Origin of the sequence: Aestuariivita sp. (assembly GCF_021404545.1) — a bacterium.
In the GTDB taxonomy this organism is placed as follows: Bacteria; Pseudomonadota; Alphaproteobacteria; order Rhodobacterales; family Rhodobacteraceae; genus Aestuariivita.
The window spans coordinates 51,645-75,135 of sequence record NZ_JAAWWD010000006.1 but is presented as its reverse complement, the minus strand read 5'-3'; the positions used below and the strand labels follow the sequence as shown (position 1 = coordinate 75,135).

Genomic DNA, 23,491 nt, shown 5'->3' with positions numbered 1-23,491 from the left:
GGTAACATGGCCTCGACCCGCTCCGGCACGGCTAGCGCGGCGCCCAGTTGTCGGGCAGGTCCCCCGTCGGGGTCGACCCACCGGCCAGCCAGTCCGCCAGCGATTGGTGGGTGGCGGCGTAAACATTCGCGGCCTGATCCGGCCAATTGGCTTGATCGAACCGCAGCTGAACCCTGTGCAACGTCATATTGGTCTGGTTCGTCGTGTAATCGGGCTGGTTCTTGCCGCCCGAATGCCGTGTGGAGCGCATGACAACGTTCGATTGATACAGATAAGCGTCGATATCATCACCCGCGCTGAGCGTTGTCTGCGCAAAAAGGTTGGTCACCTGGTTGGTCGACGGGTTGCTCGAGGCCGCCGCCGCGATCGTCACAAGGCTCTGTCGGATGGTATCGAGATCACGCTGCGGTATGCCGACATAATAGCTCACGATCTGGTCAATGGCCTTATCCCAGCTGCCTTGTAGATCCAGCTGGATCAGATCGTTGATCGCGGCTGAATAGAGCGGGCACTGCAGCACCTGATTGACATAGGCGACGAACATGCTGGCAGATCCCAATTGGGCGGGATCCGACGGGTTATAGCCGGACTGCGCCTGGGCCAGCGTCATGATCATCGACGCCCCCGTGGCCGGGCTTTGCTTGAGCGCCTCGATCGCGGGATCGCCCGCAGGGGCGCTGGAATAGGCGGCGTCCTTTTCCAGGGCTTGTTGTGAATGGGCGCCTGTCAGGGTGCTGTTCAGCACCACAGGTGTTCCTTCGGCCAGGGACCCCAGGAGCCGCAGCGCCGGGTCCATCTCTCCTGTGTTGCCCCCCGCGGTATTCGCGGCCAGCCACCTGTCGAAATCGTCCTGCGCAAAGTCGGTCATGGTCTTTTGTCTCTTCTTTTGTCGGCCTGGGCATTTGCCCTGTCCTGGGACAGAGCGCGCCGATACGTCCTAGATCGTATCCGGGACCGGCGTACTAAAGCCTGCAACCCATTCCTTAAAAGTGGGTATCACATCGGTTTCCTTCGCGATTTCGGCGCATTCGACGCTCCATTGCTCGGGCTTCCATTTCAGTACCGCATTGAGCCCGTTTTGCAGCTCGACCCGGATCTCAAGTTTCTTGTTTCGATGAAAAGGCGGGGCCTTATATGTAGCGCTGACCAACCAGTTCGACCCTGTCAGGCTAAAGCCCAACTGGTCGGATGCGCTGATCTGGAAAAGGTAGATGGAGAACGGGCGCGTGGGCGTGCTGCCGTCCTGCCTTGCCAATTCTGCCTCCTCCGCAAACAGCGCCGCAAGGTCCTTTTGCTGTCCGTCCGGCATGCCGAAGGGCAATAGATCCACCGTCCCTTCGATCGCTGCCTCCACGGTCGTGTAAACCGCCGAGTTGCCGTGCAACTGGATCGCCGAGGTCACAAACAGCAACGGATTCGTCCCGATGGCCGAGGTGAAAGCATTGAACTCGGATGTGCTCGGTGGCTCCTGCTGCGGCTCAAAGCCCGCGGTTGCGCGCGCACCCTGGGTCAGAACGGCCAAAGCAGAGGCCGGAGCGGTGAAAAAGACGTCGGCGAAATTCTGGCTTTGGTTGCCAAATTCGTCCAGTGCCTTTCTGGCAGCCGCGTTCATTTCCCTGGCTTGATCCGCCTGGGTTCCTGCCAGACCGGCCCCTGACAGCACAACGCCCGCCGGAGGATCCAGCGCACGCAGCGCCGCCGCCTTTTCGGGATCGTGAAGGGCGCCCTTGGATTTGACATGCCGGACGCTGTGCGCCCTGTGCCATTGGGCGGCAGACGGCTCGGATTGATCGGTCATCGTTGTATCCACCTCCTCGCAGGTCCGAAACACCCGGTCAAAATGCGCCACGCGCGGTGGCGCATCCGCTTGACCCGACCCGGATCCCGGTCTTTATGGAGTGCCTTGCTGCAGCGCAGGGATCGGGCTGGTACCCTCCAGCGTGGTGCTGTTGCCGTTCACCCAGTCATCCAGGCTCTGTGACGTTTGACCGATGATCACCTTCACGGCCTCCTCTGTCCAAAGCGCGAACTTCAGCGTCAGCTTGATCTTGAGGACATTGAACTCATTGGATTTCATGTCAAAGCCCTTGCCTTTTTCCTCCTTGAACGTCGCGGTGCTGTTGTAGAGGAAGAACTGATAGGTATCGTTCGCGGTGTTGATCGCGTTCTGACAGAAGAGTGCGGTGGTCTGCTCGGTGCTTTCCTTGCTCGACGCCGCCTGGGCCAGGTTCTTCAGGCCGCTCACAATCGCGCCCTTATCCTCCGCCGCGATGCCTTCAAACGTGTCGGCAATCGCATCGATCAGCGTGTTCCAGTCACTGGTGGTACGCTCCATTTTCTCGTGATTGGCATAGTTCAACGTCACCAGCGGAAAACTCAGCATCTTCTGAAGATAGGCATCATAGGCGACGGAATTTGCATTGCTGTCCAGCAGAACCGGGTTCCAGCCGGTTGCCGTACGGGCCATGTCAGAAATATGCATCAGGCCGGTGGCGGGCGCATTCAGCATCGCTTGGACTGCTTCGTCGCTATTGGCACCGTATGTCTTCTGCGCTTCGTAAAGCGCCTGCTGCTGCTCCGGCACCGGCTGATTGCCGGTAACCTGCATCATCGCCGGGGTGTCCATTGCCCCTTTGGCCGCGTTCAGGATCGCCGTATTCTCATGCACCGGCATCGGATGCATGGCACCGTCTTTGTCGCGTATGTTGGTGTTTACGCTCGAAAGCCAGACGCCAAGTTTTTCATGAATGTCATCCATCGCAATGTTCCCTCTTAAGAATTCGATTGAAGACTAGTCCCTTCAATCCCGCCTCCACACTGACACGAAAACTCTATTCCAGGAACAACCATTTGGCGAGTAAATCTTTCGGCTTTCAAACTTTTTTGCTTAATTATATATTTTTAAAGAGAAAAAATTCATCTCACCAGCAGGACGACCGAAAGGCTTTGCATGTTGATAATTGGGGAAAACCTGCACTAGCCTGCCAGGAAACTCATGCGGAGCGGGCGATAGAACTGGCATGGACAGTGATGCAGCAAACCTTCAGGCCGCGCTTGAAGCTCTTTCGCGCCCGGATCTGCTGGTCGCTTGCCGTCGGATCTTGCCTGAGGATGGCGAAAGGTTATGGCCTGAAGAAGCAGCCCCCCTTCGCATGGCGGTCCCGAAAGTGCGCCGACAAAGCGGCGCGGCCCGAATCGTTGCACGGGACCTTATGGCGCGCCTTGGCCATCCGCCCGAAGCCATTCCGCGAACCCGCGGCGAACCACCGTGCTGGCCGGTCGGTTTGGTTGGCGCCCTTGCGCACGACTCTGATTTCGCCGTTGCAGCCGTCTCGAAAACCGGCCGATACAGGGGGATTGGGATCGACATCGAGCCGGATCTGCCCTTGCCGCCCGGGTTGGAGGCCGACATATCGACACCACAGGAACTGGCCCGCTACACGCCCGACCTGCTGTCGAGCAGGCTTCTCCTGGTAATCAAGGAGGCCGTCTACAAGGCCGTGAACCCAATGGATGGCATCCCTCTCGGGTTTCAGGATGTGAACGTAGATATTGGGGACATGACCTGCTGCACCACCAGCGGCTGGACCGTCTCGATCAAGACTGTCACAAGTCCAGTGATCTGCGCCTTGGCGGTGCTGGACAACGCATGACGGATCCAATCTGCGTCCTTTTGAAGCCTCCTGCAAAGCTGGTACGCCGATAACGGGGATCAGTCCGCACCGAACCGGCAACTGCGCACTCAAACGGCATGTGGACCTTTTCACCCGCTGGCATTGCCCCGTCCGCCCCCCTTGAGCAGTCCGATTTGCAAGCGCCTGCCCCGCAAGTGTCACAGAACGGGTCCCGTACAAAGCCGGAACCACTCGGCCCTAAAATCGCGGAGTCCAGGTGCAGTGCGGCACGGCGGTAGGACACCAGCTATCCTGCCCCACCCAATCGGACCGATCTTCTGCGCAAGAACTCCAGGGTAAAGAGAAGGGCCGCAGACAAAACGACGAGCAACGTAGCCACCGCAAGGATCGTCGGGTTGATCTGTTCGCGTAGCCCAGAGAACATTTGTCTTGGGATCGTGCGTTGTTCCGGTCCGGCCAGGAACAACACCAGCACGACCTCATCAAACGAGGTCACAAAGGCAAAAAGCCCGCCAGAGATCACACCTGGCCTGATCAGCGGGATCACCACGTCCCAGAACACTCTCACAGGAGAGGCACCAAGGCTGAGGCCCGCCACAAAAAGCGTCCTGTCAAATCCGCTGAGCGTGGCCGTAACCGTAATGATCACAAACGGAACGCCCAGTGCCGCATGCGCGATGATCAGGCCAGCATAGGTGCCGACCAGATTGAACTGGGTGTAGAAAAAGAACATGCCCGCAGCGATAATGATCAGCGGAACAATCATCGGCGACAGCAAGAGCGCCGTGATCAGCCGTTTGTAAGGCATCCATGGTGAGGCCAGCCCAACAGCGGCCAATGTCCCGAGCGTCGTTGCAATAAACGCGGCTGCAATCCCAATGACAAAGCTGTTCCAAATGGCCAACCGCCAGTTTTGATCATCCACGATCTCTTGATACCAGCGGAGCGAATAGGCCTCTGGATCCAGCGACAACATACCTTCGGTGAAGGTAAAGAACGGCTCGGCGTTGAACGACAATGGCATCATCACAAGGATCGGGACCATCAAGAACAGCAACACCAAGAACGCCACGACCCGCAGCGCATAGTGACCCGCGACATGCCAAAGCGTGAAATACTCAGGGAACTGTTTCATCATCTATCCCAGCTTGATGTTGTCAGTGCCGACAAAGCGGTCAAACAACCAATAGAGCAGCAGGATCAGCACCAATAAGAGCGATCCCAATGCCGCGGCAAGTTCCCAGTTATTGGATTGCTGCATGTGGAACGCGATAATATTGGATATCATCTGCCCATCAGTGCCACCGACCAAAGCGGGCGTGATGTAGTATCCCACCGAAATGATGAAGACCAAAAGCGCGCCAGCGGACAGGCCGGGCAAGCTCATCGGCAGATAGATCCTGTACCAGGCCCCCAAGGGCTTGCTTCCCATCGACATTGCAGCCCGCATGTAACTTTGGTCAATGCCACGCATCACGGCATAGAGCGGCAAGACCATGAACGGCAGCAAGATATGCGTCATCGCAAGGATGGTTGAAAACTGGGTGTAAAGCAGCTCAAGCGGTTGGTCCGTGATCCCCAGGGCAAGAAGTGTTGAATTGACCACACCGTTTGTTTGCAGCAGCGCAATCCATGCGGTGGTTCGCACCAGAAGCGAGGTCCAGAACGGCAGCAGCACGAAGATCATCAGGAAGTTCGCCCTGCTATCCGATGCATGGGCCATGTAGAATGCCAGCGGATAGCCCAAGAGGATCGTCAGCACCGTTATGATCAAGGCCATGCGAAGGGTCTTGGTGTAAAGCTTGACGTAGATCTGGGTGTCGCGCTGCACGATGCTGCCATCCGCCGCGCGCTCAAGATCGACAGAGGTCAGGTAGTAGCTCGATGAATAGGCCTGGCCTGCCACCTTGATCGCATTCCAAGTCGCGGGATCCGCCCAGCGTGCATTGGCCTCCCGCAAAAGGGTCGCGCCATTTGTGGCAATCTCGGCATCGTCAACGCGGCGCAGTCCGCGCGCGGTGGATTTGACGACACTGGACATGCCCGGCAGCGCGCGATTGATTTCATCGGCCAGTTGGCCCGATGTCCGCTCATTCGCCATGCGTTTCATGTCGGTCGCAAATTGGATCAGCACCGTATCGTCGGGAAGCTCTTGGCCAGACCAATCCTGCAACGCCACCAGGGTGTCGGGTATCAGATTTGCCACTGTTGGATTGTGGATGCTGCGATACAGCATCGTTGTGATCGGCGCGACAAAAGCAAAGACGATGAAGACCAGGAGAGGCGTCACAAAAAAGAACGCCTGCAGCTTCTGCCGACGCACCTCACGCGCCGCGTTGCGGGCGTCGGCAGGGGCTAATCCATGGGACGTGGCTGTCATGTGCGGATAGCTTGTATTCCCCGCACCGGACACCGGCGCGGGGAATCCTGGTTTACTGCAGCAACCATTCGTTGAACTTTTCACCAAGGCTTTCGCCGAAGTCGGCCCAGAAGACGCCATCGGCCTTTAGGCCTTCATCGAGATGCGCTGTTGGCAGATCTTGTTTCACGCTGTCGGGCAGCAACGCCTGCGCAGAACGACGGGTGGGACCATAGGCGACATCTTGCATGCCAGAGAGCGGCACCGTGCGGGTGGCGAACTTGATGAACTCCATCGCGGCTTCCATATTCGGGGTGCCGCGCATGATCGCCCAGACATCCAGATCGTAGACATGGCTATCCCAGCCAATTGCGAAGGGGGATCCTTCCTGAATGGCCGCGAAGATGCGTCCATTGGCGGACTGCACCATTTGCGCGCCACCGTCATTCAGCAGAACGGGTGCCTGCGACCAGCTATCGTACCAGACGATGTCTTCCTTGATGGTGTCCAGCTTGGCAAAGGCCTGTGCCTGTCCTTCCTCGGTCGCGAGAACCTGATAAACATCCTCGGGCGCCACGCCATCGGCGATCAATGCCCATTCCATGTTGACCTGCGGACGCTTGCGCAAACCACGCTTGCCGGGGAAGGCTTCGGTGTCAAAGAAATCGACGATGGTCTGCGGACCGGGGCCGTTCTCTGTGTTATAGGCAAAGACGATGGACCAGACGATGTTGCCGACGCCGCATTCGTTGGCCAAGGCGTCGGGGATGAAATCCTCGGCGGCGGGCGTGCCGTCGTCACCGTCCGGCAACACTGATTGGTCGATAATCTCAAGGTAACCTTCGGAGCACGCACGTTCGAGGTCGATCACTTCGACATCGACAACGTCCCACTGGATGTTGTTCGCTTCAACCTGTGCTTTCATTTCAGCGATGCCACCACCGTAATCCTCAAACAGGATATTCATGCCAGTTTCGGCCACAAAAGGATCGATCATATGCTCCTTTTGCGCAGCGCCATAGGCCCCGCCGAATGAGGTCACGGTAAGGTCTTGGGCCGCAAGGGGGCTGGCGGTCAGCGCCAAGGCGGTCAGTAACGTCAGATGCTTCTTCATCGGTATCTCCTTGTCCGTCCGGGTGTTTTAAAGGGCCCCGGCTTGCCCTGTCTTCGCTCACCCAGCCGGGAAGGCAATGCAGTCGGATGCCAGCCAAAGAAGCTGGGCTTCCGCGCCATCGTCAAACTCCGGTGCGGATAAATCGTTGAGGACTTTAACGATAATGTCGGTGCCATCAGGCAGCTTGAAGTAATAGCGAATAAAGTCGCCAACATAGATGCGTGTGTTGAACCGCACGGTCAGGGCATTGTCATGCGCATGTGTCGTGGGATGAATAAACAGTTTTTCAGGCCGGATCGACACGCGGCAAGCAGCGCCTTCGCCAAGTCCATGGGCCTTTTGTGCCACGATCCTCCCGCCATCGGTTTCAACCTGTGCGGTATCCCCGTGTATCGATTTGACCTTGCCAGGGACAAAGTTGTTTTCGCCAATAAAGTCCGCCACAAATGCATTGGCCGGGCGCTCATACAGCTCAGAAGGTGGCGCGCATTGCTGCACGACGCCGTCGTTGAAAACCGCGATCCGGCTGGACATCGACAGAGCTTCGGTCTGGTCGTGGGTCACATAGATCACTGTGAAACCAAGCTGTTTGTGTAGGCGGGTGATCTCGAACTGCATCTGTTCGCGCAGATTTTTGTCCAGCGCACCAAGCGGTTCATCCATCAAGATCAGCGTTGGCTCGAAAATCATGGCGCGTGCCAATGCCACACGCTGACGTTGCCCCCCAGACAGCTGACCCGGGCGACGTTCGCCAAACTCGGAAAGCTCGACCAATTTGAGGTACTTGGCCACCTGTTCCTTGATCTGCGCTTTGGGCATTTTGCGCACCGTCAGCGGATAGGCGAGGTTTTCTGCCACGGTCATATGCGGAAACAAGGCATAGTTTTGAAACACCATGCCGATATTCCGCTTATACGGCGCCGTGCGGTTGATCGACTTGCCCGCAATAGAGATATCGCCGGATGTGACACTTTCAAACCCGGCCAGCATCATCAAAACCGTAGTCTTGCCTGATCCAGACGGCCCAAGCAGCGTGATAAACTCACCGTCCCGCACGTCCATGTCAAAGCCTTTCACCACAAGGTGTTTTTGGTCATAGCTTTTCTTGACGTCATCGAACCGCAGGAAGATATCTGCTTCAAGGTCTTTCATATGCGTTCAAACACTTCCCCAAGTGGTTGTGGCGATCTAAGCAGGTGGTACGCTGTTTGACAATGACCTCCTGGTATCAGCCTGTGAGAACCGCCCGATTGCTGGTGATGGAATGATAGCGCCTTCACCAATCGCTTGCTGATGTTCCAAAACGGTGTGATCCTCGAAAAGCCCCTCAGTTCGGATTTGAGTCTCGGACAGAAAAGCGCGGGCTGGGTCGCGGGCACAGCCGAGAGGCTCGCCAGACCTAAGTAGATTTGGCTTCAGCCGGGTGCATGTGCGGCTGCGCCGCACGTCGGCCCGCATTTAAAAACCTCCGGGAAAGCGGACAACAATGAGTTCGCCTCATCAGTGGTTTTGGGTGCAGAGCGGAGCTGAACTGTATTTGCCCAGAGCTTGTGGCGCCCGAAAGTCGGGCGAGCAGGACAAAACAGACCATGGACCGTTTGTCCTGCTCCTGAGTTGCGGTTGGACCGCGAATTCTGAACAGCTACAATGGATCTCTGCCTAACAACCTGAAGTTACAGGGTTTAGGCAGAGAGACGTTGTGATTGTCCATCGCGCATCGCATCAGGACATGACCAATTGTTTTGGAGTCTCACGGGCCTTCGGACGGCCCTGATCCGAGAAATGAGTACCACCACGACATTGGCGGTCGGTGAAGTTCAGGATCTGAATGTCGCCCATATCGGGCAGATGACGCTCGATCCGATTGCCTCACGTGGCAAAGACCTCTTTATCGTTTACGCAACGGGCGTAGACCAAGAACCGGCTGCGCTCAAACCCTTCATCAGGCAAGACGTTGCGGAAGGCGCCAGCCGCCCTTCGCTGCTGTATGGTGTCGGTCGGCATGTCGAACATCACAAGAGTCCACATCGGACCATATGCTGACAAATGGGTTACGGTTGCGCTCAGTTTCCCAGCCCTGCCAAGGTCAACGGGTCCGGCCCGGCAGCGGACGGGCCAATCTACCTGTTTCAATGCTCTGACCCCGAGACGTCGCCAGTTTCATCAACGCGGCCGAAACAGGGGTCACCCCTTGCCCCGGCCGAAGTCCAAGAGCGTCATGGATGATATGACCCGTCCCATCGAAGATCGAAACAGCGGCTGAAATGTCCTCTGCAAGCACATGAGGTTGCCCCAAAAACCGTTCCCTGAGGGACTACGAAACGCCGCTTGTTGTGGCCTTCATGAAAGGTATCGAGGTACCTGCCAAAGCAGCGATTGCAGCGTCGGGAATACCGTGTCAGTTTGAGGTTGTGCCGTTTCCGGGCAACGGACGACAGGGTGAGTTCCGTTCAGCCATGGCAGCGATCCTGCCGAAGCAGCTGAACCGATAGCCGAACGGGTCAGATTCGACATCAAATGACCTGGATTTACCCACGCCGTGCTTACTATGTGCTTACCGTTACAGTAGACGCATTTGCAGAGATCAGCTAAGTCATTGAAACTATTGGTCGGAGTGGCGAGATTCGAACTCACGACCCCTGCCTCCCGAAGGATCGGGCCGGAACCTAACCCCCTGTATTTATTGTGATGCGTTACCATTTGACTGCTCCTTTGTTCACGTCTGTGATGGTCTATTTCCGGAAATGATCCGGACGTCAGATTGCATCCGCCGCCCCGCGCTGATGGTCCGGGTGGTGATGTCCATAGTTCTTTTCGAGCGTCTCGAGGGTCATGCCCAAAAAGCCGCAGGCGTCCCACTTGGGCGCACCCTTTTGCATGAGCCAGGTCGCGCAAGTGTGCCTCAGGGAGTGCGGTACGACTTTCCGGTCTCCCTCGGTCTCGAGGCCTGCTGCAACAACGGCGGTTCGAAACGCACGCTTGATATTCTGCAGGGACTTGCCGCGATGGGTGAGAACGAATTCGTCTTCCGGAAATCGCCTCCGCCTGCGCAACAGGTGTTTCTTTAGGCGCGCGGGCAGTCTCGAGCTTGGGCGCTCCTTCTTGGTCCGTCGACGCCCGACCGGGTTCCAGTAGATGATGTTGCTGTAGAAATCGATATCGGACCAACGCAAGGACAGGATCGCTTCCTTCCGCTGGCCAGTCAGCAATCCGATCCGGAGAAACAAGGTAAGGTGTTCGGTTTTCGACTCCGTTGGCACACCATCTTCCAAAGGGGCATCGAAACTTCGCGACGCTTGGATCAGCTTTATCGCTTCATCACACGTCAGGAATCGGATTCGCCCTTCGGGCTTCGGTGGAAGTCGAACGGCTATCTTGCGCGTGATCAGCTGATCTTCTTCGGCGCGTCGGATAGCGGTCGACAACAGGCTGAGTTCTCGTCTAAGCGTGCCGTCCTTGAGCCCCTTATCACCCCGGCCCTTTCGTCGCTTCTGGCAATACTCCTTGATGAGCGCATCATTGATATCGCCAACGGCATAACCATCGAAAAATTGGATGATCGGCTTGGCCGCATTGGCCAAGCGCTCCGGATCGGTGACGTCATCAAGCCGTTTTGCCAGGTAGTGCGAAATTGCGTCGGCCACATAAAATTCGTGCGGCTCAACTGCTCGATCCGGCCTAAAGCGCCTTAGCTTCCACTCTGCGAAGTAGAGTTCAGCCTGGTCGCGATCCCCAGTGCCAGTCGAGTGCTCGCGGCTGCGTCCCCCTTCGGTCCAATAGATGTACCAGTTGCCCTCGGACGGACGCTTGCGGTCGCGCTCGAGGCGCGGCGGGGATGATCTTCTTGGCATGCCTTCACCGTGAAATTGTCAACGTAACGCTCCCATGCGCCGGAAGGGATCTTCGGATTTCGGCGCCCAGGGGCTGTATAGATGTGGTCCAACATGTCTTCGCGGATCAGGTAGCGGACGTTGGACACGGGAATGCCGACGCGCTCGGCCAGTTCTTTGGGTGTCTCGAGATGCTTTGCCATGCTTCGCCTCCTCAAATCGTTTGCTCACAAACTAAGGCGAAAGAAATCGTTTTGCTTCCAGAATAAAACAAAACTACGCTGAAGGTATGTGAATCAAGCGTGTCGCCATCGTTCGTATCTAGATTTGATACAAATGACTACGAATGAGGTCAACACAAATACAAACGAAAGTTGAGTATGGCTGTAGTTGGCCTTGGAAATCGCCTTGCGGCAGTTCGAAATATGGCCCGGCTCTCCCAAGAAGAGATGTCGCAGAAATTGGGTATTAGCCGAAGTGCGTATCAGAACTACGAACGTGGCCAGCGAGACCTGACCGCCCATTTAATGTTGCAAATCTATGAGGTGTTCGACGTCGACCCGCTCTGGATGCTCGAGGGCGATACGGAAGATGGCAAGAACCGAAGGCACGAAGAGATCGCGGTCGCCTATCGCAAAATCGGAATCGCGGTCGAGCGCCGGATCATTGAACGTGGGCTGACTGTGATCCCCGAAAAGAAATGGGATGCCATCGAATTTCTCTTCGATGAGTTCATGAACACCGATGCCCTGTCGATTGAAGGCGGGGAACCGGAAACAACAAGAATCGACAGTGTATTGAGGCTGGTAAGCTGATGCTAAATGAAGAATTTCCCGATGATGTACTGAAACTACGCCCACGCAAGCTACGGCTTGGCCAGGATATTGAGCGCCTACTAGAAGGCGCCTGCCGGGCTGAAGAAAACTCTGAAAGCGACCGCCAAAAGAAACACCTGCGCCCGAACGCGGATAGCATCAATGCGGTTCGCTGCGCAGCCTGCGGACAGGTCGAGTACATCACGCGTGATTACTGCCGCTGCGGCCACTACCTCGCAGGCCAAGTCATGGACGAATATCTGGCATGGGAGCACGACCTAGTCGAGACACATGACCGGTTTGCTGTGGAAGCCGAAGAAAGGATGAAGCCGGTCAGGTGGGCAACCGTAGCCGCCATGCCCTTCTTGCTGTGGCCCCTTATTCAATCTTTGCTCAACAGCGGGCAGCTATCACTGACGACGTGGCTGTGGTTTGTCCCGGGGATGGTAATTCTTGGCCTGTGCGCTTTGACCGAGAAGGTTGTTACCAGGAAACGCAATGCCAGCGCCCATGTGGTCGAAAACGCCACCTTCGAACAATTTCTAACTGAACGCATTCCCGTTCCGAGCAACTAATTTCATATGAGCAAAACCCCACTGATCGACGAGTTCACCGCGCGCTGGAAAGACACCGGCGGGAGCGAGCATGCCAGTTACCAGCTCTATGTGATCAAGTTGACCGAGCTACCGGGCCCCGATCGGTCTAACGCTGGCACCAACGACCATTGGCGTCGACGGTGGAGATCTATTCCGCGCGCCGCATCGCCACTGTACCGCGGGCAGGTGCATCGCATTTCCGCAATGCAATCGATGGGTGATCCCGCTATGGTTTGCCAAAATGAACACAAGTGATTTCAAGGGTAAGGGGCGCATATGTCATCTGAACTTTCTGGCCTGATCCTGTCTCTCACGCCAGAGGATGGCTCCTCCATTGGCAACGGGGCAATGCTGGCGCGGCTGCGGGATCACATCCCGACGCTAACCGAAGAGGCCTATGAGGCCGCGCGGGATGCGCTGATTGACGACGGCACGTTGGGCCGGGGCAAGGGGCGTGGCGGGTCGGTCTATCGGGCGGATGTGGCTGATCTGGAACTCACGGCCCCGGTGGCGAGGGAACCAAAGGCCGCTACGGGCACCCGCAAGAAGACCAGCCGCAAGTCGGATGAACCGACCGAGGTGCTGTCTTACCGGCATGGCGAGACGCGCGTGAACAACCCCGAGGTGGGGATGGTCCATGCCGACACTGATCCCGACGGCGAAAAGACAAGCTGGCAATATGACCCGCATCTGGACCCGGTGCTGAACTTTGACAGCGCGCGCGGGGCGATTGAAACGCTGATTGACGCGGCACTTGCCAGTGATGACCCCGAGCGGATGAAGGACGCGCTGCAAGAACTCAAACGGTTGCAGGCTCCTTACCTGAATTGGACGGGCAAGGCGGAGAAGACAAGCTTTGAGGTCGATACCGTCTCGCTCCATGTCCATGAACGGGTGGACCCGGCGACGATCCTGGCCAATGCGGCCAAGCGGCTCAAAGGGGCGGATGCGGCGACGCAATGGCGGCAGCCGGACCTGTTCGCTGCCCCGTTCGAGAACCTGCCCCTGCGCCAGGCGCTGGATTTCTACCACCACGAAAAGGGCTGGTCGAACCGGCTTGTGGCGGGGGACAGCCTGTTGGTGATGAACTCGCTGCTGACCAAGGAGAGCATGGGCGGCAAGGTGCAGATGATCTATATCGACCCGCCCTATGGCATCAAATACGGGTCGAACTTTCAGCCCTTCACCAACAAGCGAGAAGTCAAAGACCGGTCAGACGATGACCTCACTCAAGAACCCGAGATGATCAAAGCGTTCCGGGACACCTGGGAACTGGGCATCCATTCCTACCTCACCTATCTGCGTGACCGTCTTATGCTCGCGCGGGAGCTTTTGACCGAAAGCGGATCGGTGTTTGTCCAGATTGGTGACGAGAACTTGCACCGCTCTACGGTGCTCTTGGATGAGGTTTTCGGAGCCGAGAACCAAGTTTCAGTCATTACATTTATCAAAACAAGCAGTCAGACATCCCAGCTTTTGGCAGGCGTGAATGACTACATCCTCTGGTACGCTAGGGACAAATCCAAGGTCAAATTTCGACAACCTCTTCGGGACAAAAGCGACCATATGGAGGGAAGTGGTGAATACGTTTGGCTGCGCGATGAAACCGGTAAAGAGCGAACACTTACCCGCGAAGAACGGCAGGACTTTTCAAGTGCGCCGAAAAAGGGGGCCATTTTCCGGCATGACAATGCCACAAGCCAGCGCCCGCCAGGTGATTTTCCTGTCGACGCTTTCGGGATCAGTGCCAGGCCTGGAAATCGGTATTGGACCACAAACCCCGACGGGATGAGGCGTCTAGTTCAAGCCAACCGAACAATCGCTTCGGGTACAATCCTCAAGTACAAGCGTTTCTTGAATGACTATCCGGTTCTACCAATTGGTAACAACTGGGCGGACACCGCAACCGGTGGCTCAGCATCAGACCCCAGATCGTATGTAGTTCAAACTGTTCCTAGAGTTGTTGAACGCTGCATGGTGATGACCACCGATCCCGGCGATCTGGCGCTCGATCCGACCTGCGGCTCCGGCACCACGGCCTTCGTCGCCGAGAAATGGGGACGGCGGTGGATCACCTGCGATACCTCGCGCGTGGCAATCACGCTGGCCAAACAGCGGCTGATGACCGCCAGTTTCGACTATTACGCCCTGCGCTATCCCCATGAGGGGCTGAAGGGCGGGTTCGACTATGAAACCGTGCCGCATATCACGCTGAAATCCATCGCCAACAACCCCGACATCGACACGATCTATGGCGAGGGTCATCCCAAGATCACAGCGGCGCTGGACGATCTGAACGCCGCGCTCAAATCCGCGCCCCCTCTGCCGATCAAGCCCACCCAGGGCTATCGCAAGGGCAAGCAGGTCTCGTTCCGCGATGGTGACGTGCTGGAGGAATGGGAGGTGCCGTTTGACCTCCCCACCGATTGGCCAGAGGCAGCGAAGGCCCCTTTCGACGCCTTCCACAAAGCGCGCCAGGCCATGCAGCGCCGCATGGACCAGTCCATCGCCGATCACGCCGATCAGGAAACGCTCTACGACAAGCCCCGCATCGACAAGACCAAGCTGCGCATCACCGGCCCTTTCTCTGTCGAGGCGGTGCCTGCGCCTACGGTATTGTCACTCGACGAAAGCCTACCAGCGGAGGAGGCCGACAGCACCGTCGCCCGCTCTGGCGAAACCTCGCGCCAATCGCTCTGGCGCGACGAGTTGTTGAAGACCGGCGTGCGCGGCAAGGGCGGCAACATGATGCGCTTTGCCGAGTTCGAGGTGATCCCCGGCACCAAGTTCCTGCATGCCAGCGGCTCGGTCGCCGATACGGGCGAGCGTGTGGTGGTGAGCTTCGGCCCCGAACATGCCGCGCTTGAGCAGCGTCAGGTCGAAGAGGCGATGAACGAAGCCTATACGCTGATGCCGAGGCCTGCGTTCCTACTGTTCTGCGCCTTCACCTTTGACCCGGAGGCGGCCAAGGACATCGACGAGATGAACGTGCCCGGCATGACCTTCCTCAAGGTGCAGATGAACACGGACATGCTAACCGAGGACCTGAAGAAGGCGCGATCCTCGAACCAGTCCTTCTGGCTGATGGGCCAGCCCGAAGTCGATGTCCGCAAGCGCGATGACGGGATGTGGGAGGTCGAGGTGCATGGCTTTGACTATTTCAACCCCAAGACCGGCGAGATCGAGGGCGGCGGCAAGAAGCAGATCGCGATGTGGTCGCTGGATCAGGATTACGATCAGCGGTCGCTGATGCCGCATCAGGTGTTCTTCCCCATGGCGGACGCCAAGGGCGGCTGGAACCGGCTGAAAAAGACGATCCGCGCGGAGTTGGACGAGGACCTGCTGGAACAGTTCCACGGCACGGTGTCGCTGCCGTTCGAGGCCGGGGACAACAAGCGGATCGCGGTGAAGATCGTGGATGATCGAGGGATCGAGTCCCTCAAGATCGTCGCGCTGGAGGGATAAAGATGCCAATCAAGAAGAGAAAAATACGTACTTCAATACGCCTTGAGAATGTCGGACCAATTTCTGAAGCAAAAGTGGATTTGGGCGACCTGACGGTTTTGGTTGGGCCGCAAGCCAGCGGTAAGAGTGTTTTCTTGCAAACGCTAAAGCTCGCGGCGGACCGAAACCATGTACTTGGGGTTTTTGAGCAGCAAAACGTTGTGTTCAACAGCGATCCCGCCGCGGTGATCAACGGCTTTTATGGTCGCGGTATGGCAGGCATGTTGAACGACAGCCCGCACGTTACATGGGAAGGACAGCGCTACGAACTTCAGTCGCTTACCAAGTTTAAGAAGCCTAAATCCACGCAGACTGAGAGACTCTTTTACATTCCTGCACAACGAGTTGTTAGTTTGCCCTCTGGAGTTTCTCAAACCTTTGGGAACTTCAATTTCGGTGATCCTTATGTGCTTCGCTATTTCGCGCATCAGGTTCATATCCTGCTCCAAAACGAATTCGGTTCGACCGCGCAACTGTTCCCAGCGAAAGGTCGGCTCAACGAGAGTCTCAAAGGGCCAATTGCTGAGAACCTATTTGGCGGTGCGCAGCTAACCGTAGAGCCCAAGGACTTTACCAAAACCCTGACGCTGGAAATCGACGGCTTATCTGAGGGGCTTCCCTTCCTGGCTTGGTCGGCTGGCCAGAGAGAATTCGTACCTCTTCTTCTGGGACTTTATTGGCTCTGTCCGGCAGGGAAGGTCTCCAAACGCGACAACATCGAATGGGTTGTCATCGAAGAGCCCGAGATGGGGCTCCATCCTCGAGCAGTATCTACGTTCTTACTCTTAGTCTTGGAGCTATTGAAGCGCGGGTACAAAGTGGTGATTTCGACGCACTCCACGGTAGTTCTCGATCTGATTTGGGCGCTTCGCCAAATTCAAGAGTGTGGTGGAACAGAGTCTGACGTGCGCGAGCTGTTTGAACTGAATTCGAATCCTACGACCAAGCAAATCGCAGAGAGTTCGCTCAACAAGGATTACCGTGTGTACTTCTTTGAGCGAGGCAAGGCGGCTCAAGAGATTTCGTCTTTAGACCCTGGGTCAGACGATGAAGCGGTTGCTAACTGGGGGGACCTAAATGGTTTCGCTGGACGCTCGGCAGATGTTGTAGCGAAGGCCGTCACTAGGGCAAATGCTAAGGCGGCAAAGAGATGACAGCATTTTTGGATGCCGCCAACGCAGCCGGGCTCGATGGCGAAGCTGGTAAACAAGCAATAAAAGCCGAATATCGAGGACAAGTCAGTGTCAGGGGTGCCGCTAGTTTTTCGGGCAGTGTTGATCTTGACGAGCATTTCAAAGCCGATGAACCCAACGGCAACCGATGGGACTATGGTGTCGGCTTCACGGTTGGAGATGAATTCGCATTGTGGATCGAACCACATCCCGCCAGCGGCTCTGGTGAAGTCGCTGTGATGATTAGAAAACTGGAGTGGCTGAAGGCTAAACTGCAAACGCCCGATTTTGAGGATTTAGCCGATTTGACACGAGCGGCCGAGGCAAAAGGGGAGATACCATTTCGATGGCTCTACAAGGGCAAGACGAGCTATCGCACGGGAGGCAAAGAAGCCAAGCAACTCGCCCAAAAGGGTCTGAGATTGCCAGAGCGAAGCATTCAGGTTGGTTGAGAGATGTCTTTGATCATTAATCGACCTTGGGAGCGGCCTGCGCAGCATTGGGTCCAGGGCAAAGGCGGCAAGCTGGAGATCAAGCCGGAGCGGCGACCTGCGAGCTATGAGGTCTTTGACGCGCGCAACAACACCAAGCGCACCGAAGTTTTGGCCATAGTCAACACGATCCGCGATCGCGTAGATCAATGGCGCGAGGATGGCTACCCCGGCGTAACCATCGTGACACGCAAGCTGCTGGAGCATTGGCATGATGAGGATGCGCGCCAGTACCCGTTCTACTTCTGCCAGTTGGAGGCGATTGAGACGCTGATCTGGTGGGTCGAAGGCGCGGAGGCTTACAAGCAGGGCATTCATGTGCCTGGCGATGGAGGTGCGTGGGAGCGGCTGTGCAACAAGATGGCCACCGGCGCGGGCAAGACCACGGTGATGGCCATGATCATCACCTGGCAAGTGCTGAACGCGCTGACCTATCCGAAGCGGAACAAGGATTTCAGCCGCGCGGTGTTCATTGTTGCGCCGGGGCTGACTGTCAAGGGTCGACTGCAGGTGCTGATGCCGAGCGAGGGCAGCTACTACGACGAATTCAACCTCTGCCCGTCTGAATCGATGCGTCAGAAGCTGAACCAGGCCGAAGTACTGATCGAAAACTGGCACACGCTGATGCCTCTGAAGGAACAGGACCGTTCCGTCGTCAAGAAGGGCAAGGAATCCGACGAAGCCTTCACCCGCCGTGTCCTGGGCAAACTGGCGCCGCACAAGGACATCATCGTCATCAACGATGAAGCGCATCATGCCTACCGCAAACCGCCAGAGGTAAAAATTTCCAAGAAACAGGCGGCGGATCAGGGGATCGATCTGGATGAGGCGACCCGTTGGATCGAGGGGCTGGACCGCATCCACAAGACCCGTCGGATTCAGCGCTGCTTTGACCTCTCAGCTACGCCCTTTGCTCCTACCGGTAAGGCCAGCACCGACACAGCGCTTTTCGACTGGATCATTTCTGATTTCGGGCTGAACGACGCGATTGAGGCAGGGCTGGTAAAGACCCCGCGGGTGGTCGTGCGGGATGATGCGCTACCCGACTCCCGAACGCTGCAATCGAAACTCTACCACATCTATCGCGACAAGTCGGTCTCGGAAGACCTGAACCGGGCCAAGGCAAAACCTCACGAAGCGCTGCCAAAGCTGGTGCAGGACGCTTACACTTTGCTCGGGGCGGACTGGCGAGAGACGACAAAGGACTGGGCCGAAGCCGGGCATCACTCACCGCCGGTCATGCTGACGGTCTGCAATCGGACAGAGACAGCGGCCCGGATCGAACACTACTTCAACCAAGGCGACGCGCATTGGCCTGAGCTTCAGGCCCCGAACAAGACCTTGCGCGTGGACTCAAAGGTGCTGGACAAGGCGGAGATCGGCGAGGCGGCCACTTCCGACAAAGCTTACGATCAGAGGCTCCAGGACATCGTCGAAGCATCTGATATTCCGGAAACCCGCAAGCGGCACTTGGGTGGCCTCAAGAAGGAAGAGCTGCTTCGCGAGATCATCGACAATGTCGGCAAACGCGGTCAGGCCGGCCAAGACCTGCAGAACGTGATCTCGGTGGCAATGCTGTCCGAAGGATGGGATGCAAAAAATATCACCCATATCATGGGTTTACGCGCCTTCACATCGCAGTTGCTGTGCGAACAGGTTGTCGGTCGGGGCCTGCGGCGGGTTTCCTACGACACCGACGAGAATGGCCTGTTTTTACCTGAGTACGTGAACGTCTTTGGCGTTCCCCTTTCAATCTCCGAAGCTGGGGAGTCCGGTGAAGCCCCACCTCCGCCTAAGCCAACAACACAGATTGAAGTCATTCCTGAACGCGCCAATCTGGAGATCAAATGGCCGAACGTGGTTCGTGTAGAATCCGTTGTCCGGCGCGAACTCGCTGTCGATTGGTCGAACGTTGACACGCTGACGCTTGATCCTGCCTCCACGCCCATTAGCGCAGACTTGGCCCCTGCTCTGGGCGGTGCAACAGACTTAGGCAAAGTCTCTTCAATTGACTTAGAAAAGCTCCCGGACGGCTTCAGGCTTCAACGCCTCGTGTTTCAAGCGGCCCGAAAGGGATTTGCAGGTTTGAGCCATAGCTTCAAAGGTGCGGAGGATTTGCTTGCCGCGCAACTTGTCCGGGTCGTCGAGGAATTCATCGAGTCTGGATCGCTGGAGATTCCGTCGCTTTTTCATTCCGACCCTCTGAGGCGCCGCATACTGATCGCGTTGAACATCGACCTGGTAGTTCAACACCTGATGCAAAGCGTTTTCGAACAGAACAGAACCAAGTTGACGCCGATCTTCGACGAGGAAAACCCAATCGGTTCCACGGGACAAATGCGCACCTGGTACACGACCAAGCCCAATTTCCCTGCTGTTAAGTCACATATTAGCCATTTGGTGGGGGATTCCTCATGGGAAGGACATGCCGCCAATGTGTTCGAGAGATCGAGCGATGTTCTAACCTACGCAAAGAATGATCATCTAGGATTTCAAATCCAATATCTTTGGTCAGGTTCTCGCAGGCGCTTTGTGCCAGATTTTTTAGTGAAGTACACAAGCGGGAAGATGTTGGCTTTGGAAATCAAGGGCACCGACAGCCCTCAGAACAAGGCGAAACGCGATGCTTTGGCCGAGTGGGTCGACGCCGTGAACGAAGTTGGTGGGTTTGGGCAATGGTCTTGCGACGTAGCTTTTGAACCTAGCGAGATAGAAGACATAGTTCGGCGCAATGACTAGAACATTTTCGAATGCGGGCGTTACGATGGACGGTTGACCTGTGGCAAGTAAAGATGTGATTTTTCAACGGCTTCTTGAGCGTGGATTTTATCCACGCGAGCTGCCTCCTACCTTCAGAACCGTCAAGTTCGGATCACTACTCGCCTCGAAACCGGCGTATTTGAAACCGCAGAAAGACTTCTCTGGTGAGACTGTTTTCTTGGATGGAGCAACCTTCCAAGGCAACCACAGAACCTTTGGTGTTATCAATCCAATAAACTACGCACTGCTTTCGGAGTTCTTGGCCGAGAATTGGTCAGATGTCGAAAAGGTCATGGCAATCAGCCAGTTCTCCGCATTCAAGGTCGTGTTTCCAGACAATGTCACGGTAGGCGGTCGGGCGTTTCAGAGATCGTCGTTTTCAGGGAAGCTCAAAAAACAAGCATATCTGTCAAGCGCTTACCCATCTGTCGTACATTTGGACATCAACAGGTTTTACGGTTCCATCTACTCACATTCGATCCCTTGGGCTGCCTTGGGGAAACCCGAAGCCTTGAAGCAGCATAAAGCTAAAACACTCGAAAAGCATTGGAGTGCCGAGCTTGACCGTTTAGTCAGAGCCTGCAACCGAAATCAAACCATTGGCATTCCAATTGGCCCTGACACCTCACGTGTGGTTTCTGAGCTCGTGTTGTCTCGTATCGATCATGAATTGAAGAAGAATGGGCCGGGTTTGAAAAAGCGGCAGGTGTTCCACAACATCGACGACTACGAGATCGGTGTTGAAAACACCACGGAAGCAGAAAGGGTGATCGCCAGATTCGAAAAGGAAATCAGAAAGTTCGAACTGAGGAGCCACGACGGAAAGACTGGGGTAATTTCAGGTGAATTGCCCGAAAACCTCCGCTGGGAACCCAAATTCAACCTTTTGAAAGGGCTTGAAGATGAGGAGTTCTTAGATGGTTTATTCGCACTGTTGGCCAGTGAACGCGACGCGTACCCTGGCTCGAATGTCGTCGGCTACGGCCTGAGCCGTTTTGCGAAAAAGATTGCTTCTTGCTCTGACAAAGAGCTGTCTTTGCGCCATCTTCAAACCTTGCTCTATTCCTCACCACGCTTTGTAAGTTGGGTGGCTCCTTTGTTTGTTGGTCTCAAAGGAGGCGACGACCTTGATCAACCGCAGAAAAGGATGCTCCGGTGGGGTGTGGAAGAATGCTCCCGAAGGCATGATATCGTTTCGCTTTTGTGGTTTCTATATATGCATCTTCAATTTGATCTAAAGCTGTCGAAGGCCCTCAAGAAACTCTGCTTCGAGGTCGAATCCGTGTTGGTCGACTTGGTCTTGGCGCATGCTGATCACAACGGGCTCGTGAAAGGCGGATTCGCAGAGGCTCTTGGTCGATATCAGAATGCAAGTCTTGGTTCCTCGGCATGGTTATTTCTATATGAATCAGAGGCGCGCGGATGGAAATCAGCTGTCAGCGCTAAAAAAATTGGTCAGTCCGAAGATCCAAAGAAGTTTTTCAAGCTGATGAACGACAATGACGTTCACTTCTATGACGTCAGCGCGTTCGGGGTTTCTGCATTCCCTTGGAGCCTTGGCGAAAATGACTTCTATCCAAGTCATGAAGACACAGAGGATTGGCTTGATTTCGATGAGATCGATGTCGGCGAGGACGAGGACGAAGACTACTTCTTCTACTAACGAATGCGATAAGGCGCTGCAATTCTGGATGGTTCAAATCGAGTTGGCGATTTCTGTAACGAATTCTGTTAGTGGCCCAAACTCATACCGATCCGCCGCCCGCAGCGCAGCGATGTAGCGCGCGCGGTGGTCGCTGTCGACGATGAGTGTCCCGCCTCCTGACCAATCGAGGAAAATGTCTGGTTCAATCGTAGCCAGGTATGCATCCGCCATGATCCTCGCCCAGCGTCCGTTGCCATTGGCGAAGGGGTGCACCCATACCAACTTGTGGTGGAAACGCGCGGTGGCTTCCAGCGGCTCGTAGCTGCCGTTCTGGCGCCAGTATCGGGCATCGTCGAGGCAAGTGCGCATATCGGTGGATATTTGCCAGACCGGCACGCCGATGTTCTTCTCGGTCAGGCGATAGACGCCTGCCCAATCCCAGACCTGGCCGAACAAACGCTTGTGGATTTCTCGGGCAGCATCGTCGGTCAGAATGTCGAAGGACTTGGGCCGCCGGTCCAGCCAGGTGAGCCCTTCGATGATGTTCTCACCCTCCAGCTCGTTCAACTCGCCGCGCGTGGTGATGTGCTTGGCCTTAAGGCCAAGCAACTCGTCGGGCGTCAGAGGTGTCGCGCCGATGGGTTCGTGCAGCTCCAGGGTCACTTCCAGAAGTTCTTCGGCATCTCGCGGGCGATTTCGCTGGCCAGTTCCTCGATCATCTCTTCTTGGCTGCGCAGACCCTCGATCTGCTCTTCCAGGGCCATATGCGCGCGGGTGCGCTGTATGATGCGCTTGGCTTTCTTTCGCGCCTGGGCCATGACGATTTCCTCAACCGGCCCTTCGCGTGGGATGATCGCGTAGACAAGTTTGCCGCCCATGGCTTCGGCCATCTTTTCGAGCTGGTTCAGGGAGATGGTTCCGGCCTGCTCGTTCTGGATCGAGCTGTAGACGCTATTGCGGGATACATCCAGCCGCTCGGCAAGGGCCGGCGCACTCATACCGATTGCCTCCTGGAATGTCGCAATCCAGCCGCCCAATGGATTAGTGAAGGCCTGAGCCATCTGGGCAGCTAGATTGATCTTGCTTTCAGCTTGCCGCTGTTTTGCACGTGAGACGGACATTTGCCAACCTGTAGCTTTGCATCTTCGTATGATTTGTAATATCTAAATATGGCAAAAATTTGATTCTTGCAATGCCCTAGTATTGCAATATGAGCTACTGCGCCAAACCATAGCTTGTCAATTTTTGCTATCTGGCATTGTCGGCCACATTCGCAACGGCGCTTGCCGGTATTAGCACGTTCTCCCCAACCATAAGCTCCTTGGCATCCAGACCCAGTTCGCGGATCACATATCCATTGCTCCGCTTGCGAATATTCCGCATGTAGCCGTTCGCTGCGGCGTCCATAAAAAGGCAACGGATGTTCTGGTAATCGCCCCAAACGCCCGCGATGGCAATGAGCGGAACGCCTTCGGGCAGTCGGTCCACCTTCTTGAAGTTGCGATAGTCGATGCCGTAGTCGCGGGCCTGATGATAGCTCATGGTGAAGTAATCGTGTACAAAACTCATT

At 56.1% G+C, this 23,491-nt stretch carries 20 protein-coding genes; 8 read left to right on the top strand and 12 right to left on the bottom strand.

Annotation, left to right across the window (positions count from 1 at the left end; all coding sequences use genetic code 11):
* Positions 1 to 31: 31 nt before the first annotated feature.
* The 3 genes from HEP69_RS04810 to HEP69_RS04800 all read right to left on the bottom strand — a co-directional run bounded on the left by HEP69_RS04810 (position 32) and on the right by HEP69_RS04800 (position 2,758).
* Positions 32 to 868, bottom strand: coding sequence for a hypothetical protein (locus tag HEP69_RS04810; protein WP_290557389.1), 837 nt, complete (start codon positions 866 to 868; stop codon positions 32 to 34).
* 69 nt (positions 869 to 937) lie between these two features.
* On the bottom strand, positions 938 to 1,798 hold the full coding sequence (locus HEP69_RS04805) for a hypothetical protein (RefSeq protein ID WP_290557387.1): 861 nt from the start codon (positions 1,796 to 1,798) through the stop codon (positions 938 to 940).
* Positions 1,799 to 1,891: 93 nt separating this feature from the next.
* Positions 1,892 to 2,758, bottom strand: a complete 867-nt coding sequence (locus HEP69_RS04800; protein ID WP_290557385.1) for a hypothetical protein — start codon at positions 2,756 to 2,758, stop codon at positions 1,892 to 1,894.
* 262 nt (positions 2,759 to 3,020) lie between these two features.
* Between HEP69_RS04800 and HEP69_RS04795 the strand changes: the two genes are divergently transcribed.
* Entirely contained in the window at positions 3,021 to 3,653 is a 633-nt protein-coding gene (locus HEP69_RS04795) for a 4'-phosphopantetheinyl transferase superfamily protein (protein WP_290557384.1), read from the top strand.
* A 268-nt stretch (positions 3,654 to 3,921) separates the two neighbouring features.
* Here the strand turns inward: HEP69_RS04795 and HEP69_RS04790 are convergent, their stop codons facing one another.
* The 6 genes from HEP69_RS04790 to HEP69_RS04765 form a co-directional block, all read right to left on the bottom strand.
* Positions 3,922 to 4,770: an ABC transporter permease gene (locus tag HEP69_RS04790; RefSeq protein WP_290557407.1), complete on the bottom strand. Its 849-nt coding sequence runs from the start codon at positions 4,768 to 4,770 to the stop codon at positions 3,922 to 3,924.
* Between the two features lie 3 nt (positions 4,771 to 4,773).
* On the bottom strand, positions 4,774 to 6,015 hold the full coding sequence (locus HEP69_RS04785) for an ABC transporter permease (RefSeq protein WP_290557383.1): 1,242 nt from the start codon (positions 6,013 to 6,015) through the stop codon (positions 4,774 to 4,776).
* Positions 6,016 to 6,067: 52 nt separating this feature from the next.
* Positions 6,068 to 7,108, bottom strand: coding sequence for an ABC transporter substrate-binding protein (locus tag HEP69_RS04780; RefSeq protein ID WP_290557382.1), 1,041 nt, complete (start codon positions 7,106 to 7,108; stop codon positions 6,068 to 6,070).
* A 57-nt stretch (positions 7,109 to 7,165) separates the two neighbouring features.
* The gene (locus HEP69_RS04775) at positions 7,166 to 8,260 is read right to left on the bottom strand and encodes an ABC transporter ATP-binding protein (protein ID WP_290557381.1); all 1,095 of its coding nucleotides are present in this window, start codon (positions 8,258 to 8,260) and stop codon (positions 7,166 to 7,168) included.
* 717 nt (positions 8,261 to 8,977) lie between these two features.
* A complete protein-coding gene (locus HEP69_RS23700; protein ID WP_366111302.1) occupies positions 8,978 to 9,112 on the bottom strand; it encodes a hypothetical protein in 135 nt (44 codons plus the stop codon).
* A gap of 752 nt (positions 9,113 to 9,864) precedes the next feature.
* On the bottom strand, positions 9,865 to 10,959 hold the full coding sequence (locus HEP69_RS04765) for a site-specific integrase (protein ID WP_290557379.1): 1,095 nt from the start codon (positions 10,957 to 10,959) through the stop codon (positions 9,865 to 9,867).
* A 359-nt stretch (positions 10,960 to 11,318) separates the two neighbouring features.
* Here HEP69_RS04765 and HEP69_RS04760 point away from each other — a divergent pair, with 359 nt between their 5' ends.
* From HEP69_RS04760 to HEP69_RS04730, 7 genes are all read left to right on the top strand, one after another.
* The gene (locus tag HEP69_RS04760) at positions 11,319 to 11,753 is read left to right on the top strand and encodes a helix-turn-helix transcriptional regulator (protein WP_290557378.1); all 435 of its coding nucleotides are present in this window, start codon (positions 11,319 to 11,321) and stop codon (positions 11,751 to 11,753) included.
* Positions 11,753 to 12,328 (top strand): hypothetical protein, encoded by a 576-nt coding sequence (locus HEP69_RS04755; RefSeq protein ID WP_290557377.1) that lies wholly within the window; start codon positions 11,753 to 11,755, stop codon positions 12,326 to 12,328. The genes HEP69_RS04760 and HEP69_RS04755 overlap by 1 nt, the downstream gene beginning before the upstream one ends.
* A 297-nt stretch (positions 12,329 to 12,625) precedes the next feature.
* Positions 12,626 to 15,814 (top strand): site-specific DNA-methyltransferase, encoded by a 3,189-nt coding sequence (locus tag HEP69_RS04750; protein WP_290557376.1) that lies wholly within the window; start codon positions 12,626 to 12,628, stop codon positions 15,812 to 15,814.
* A gap of 2 nt (positions 15,815 to 15,816) precedes the next feature.
* Positions 15,817 to 17,007, top strand: a complete 1,191-nt coding sequence (locus tag HEP69_RS04745) for an ATP-binding protein (RefSeq protein WP_290557375.1) — start codon at positions 15,817 to 15,819, stop codon at positions 17,005 to 17,007.
* A complete protein-coding gene (locus tag HEP69_RS04740) occupies positions 17,004 to 17,477 on the top strand; it encodes a hypothetical protein (RefSeq protein WP_290557374.1) in 474 nt (157 codons plus the stop codon). The genes HEP69_RS04745 and HEP69_RS04740 overlap by 4 nt, the downstream gene beginning before the upstream one ends.
* Positions 17,478 to 17,480: 3 nt before the next feature.
* The gene (locus HEP69_RS04735; protein ID WP_290557373.1) at positions 17,481 to 20,255 is read left to right on the top strand and encodes a BPTD_3080 family restriction endonuclease; all 2,775 of its coding nucleotides are present in this window, start codon (positions 17,481 to 17,483) and stop codon (positions 20,253 to 20,255) included.
* 40 nt (positions 20,256 to 20,295) lie between these two features.
* Positions 20,296 to 21,939: an RNA-directed DNA polymerase gene (locus tag HEP69_RS04730; RefSeq protein ID WP_290557372.1), complete on the top strand. Its 1,644-nt coding sequence runs from the start codon at positions 20,296 to 20,298 to the stop codon at positions 21,937 to 21,939.
* Positions 21,940 to 21,972: 33 nt separating this feature from the next.
* On the opposite strand, the gene HEP69_RS04725 is transcribed toward HEP69_RS04730, so the two are convergent.
* The 3 genes from HEP69_RS04725 to HEP69_RS04715 form a co-directional block, all read right to left on the bottom strand.
* The gene (locus HEP69_RS04725; protein ID WP_290557371.1) at positions 21,973 to 22,584 is read right to left on the bottom strand and encodes a mobile mystery protein B; all 612 of its coding nucleotides are present in this window, start codon (positions 22,582 to 22,584) and stop codon (positions 21,973 to 21,975) included.
* Positions 22,581 to 22,919, bottom strand: a complete 339-nt coding sequence (locus HEP69_RS04720; RefSeq protein ID WP_290557370.1) for a hypothetical protein — start codon at positions 22,917 to 22,919, stop codon at positions 22,581 to 22,583. The genes HEP69_RS04725 and HEP69_RS04720 overlap by 4 nt, the downstream gene beginning before the upstream one ends.
* 250 nt (positions 22,920 to 23,169) lie before the next feature.
* Positions 23,170 to 23,490, bottom strand: coding sequence for a hypothetical protein (locus HEP69_RS04715; RefSeq protein WP_290557369.1), 321 nt, complete (start codon positions 23,488 to 23,490; stop codon positions 23,170 to 23,172).
* Between the last annotated feature and the right edge of the window lies 1 nt (position 23,491).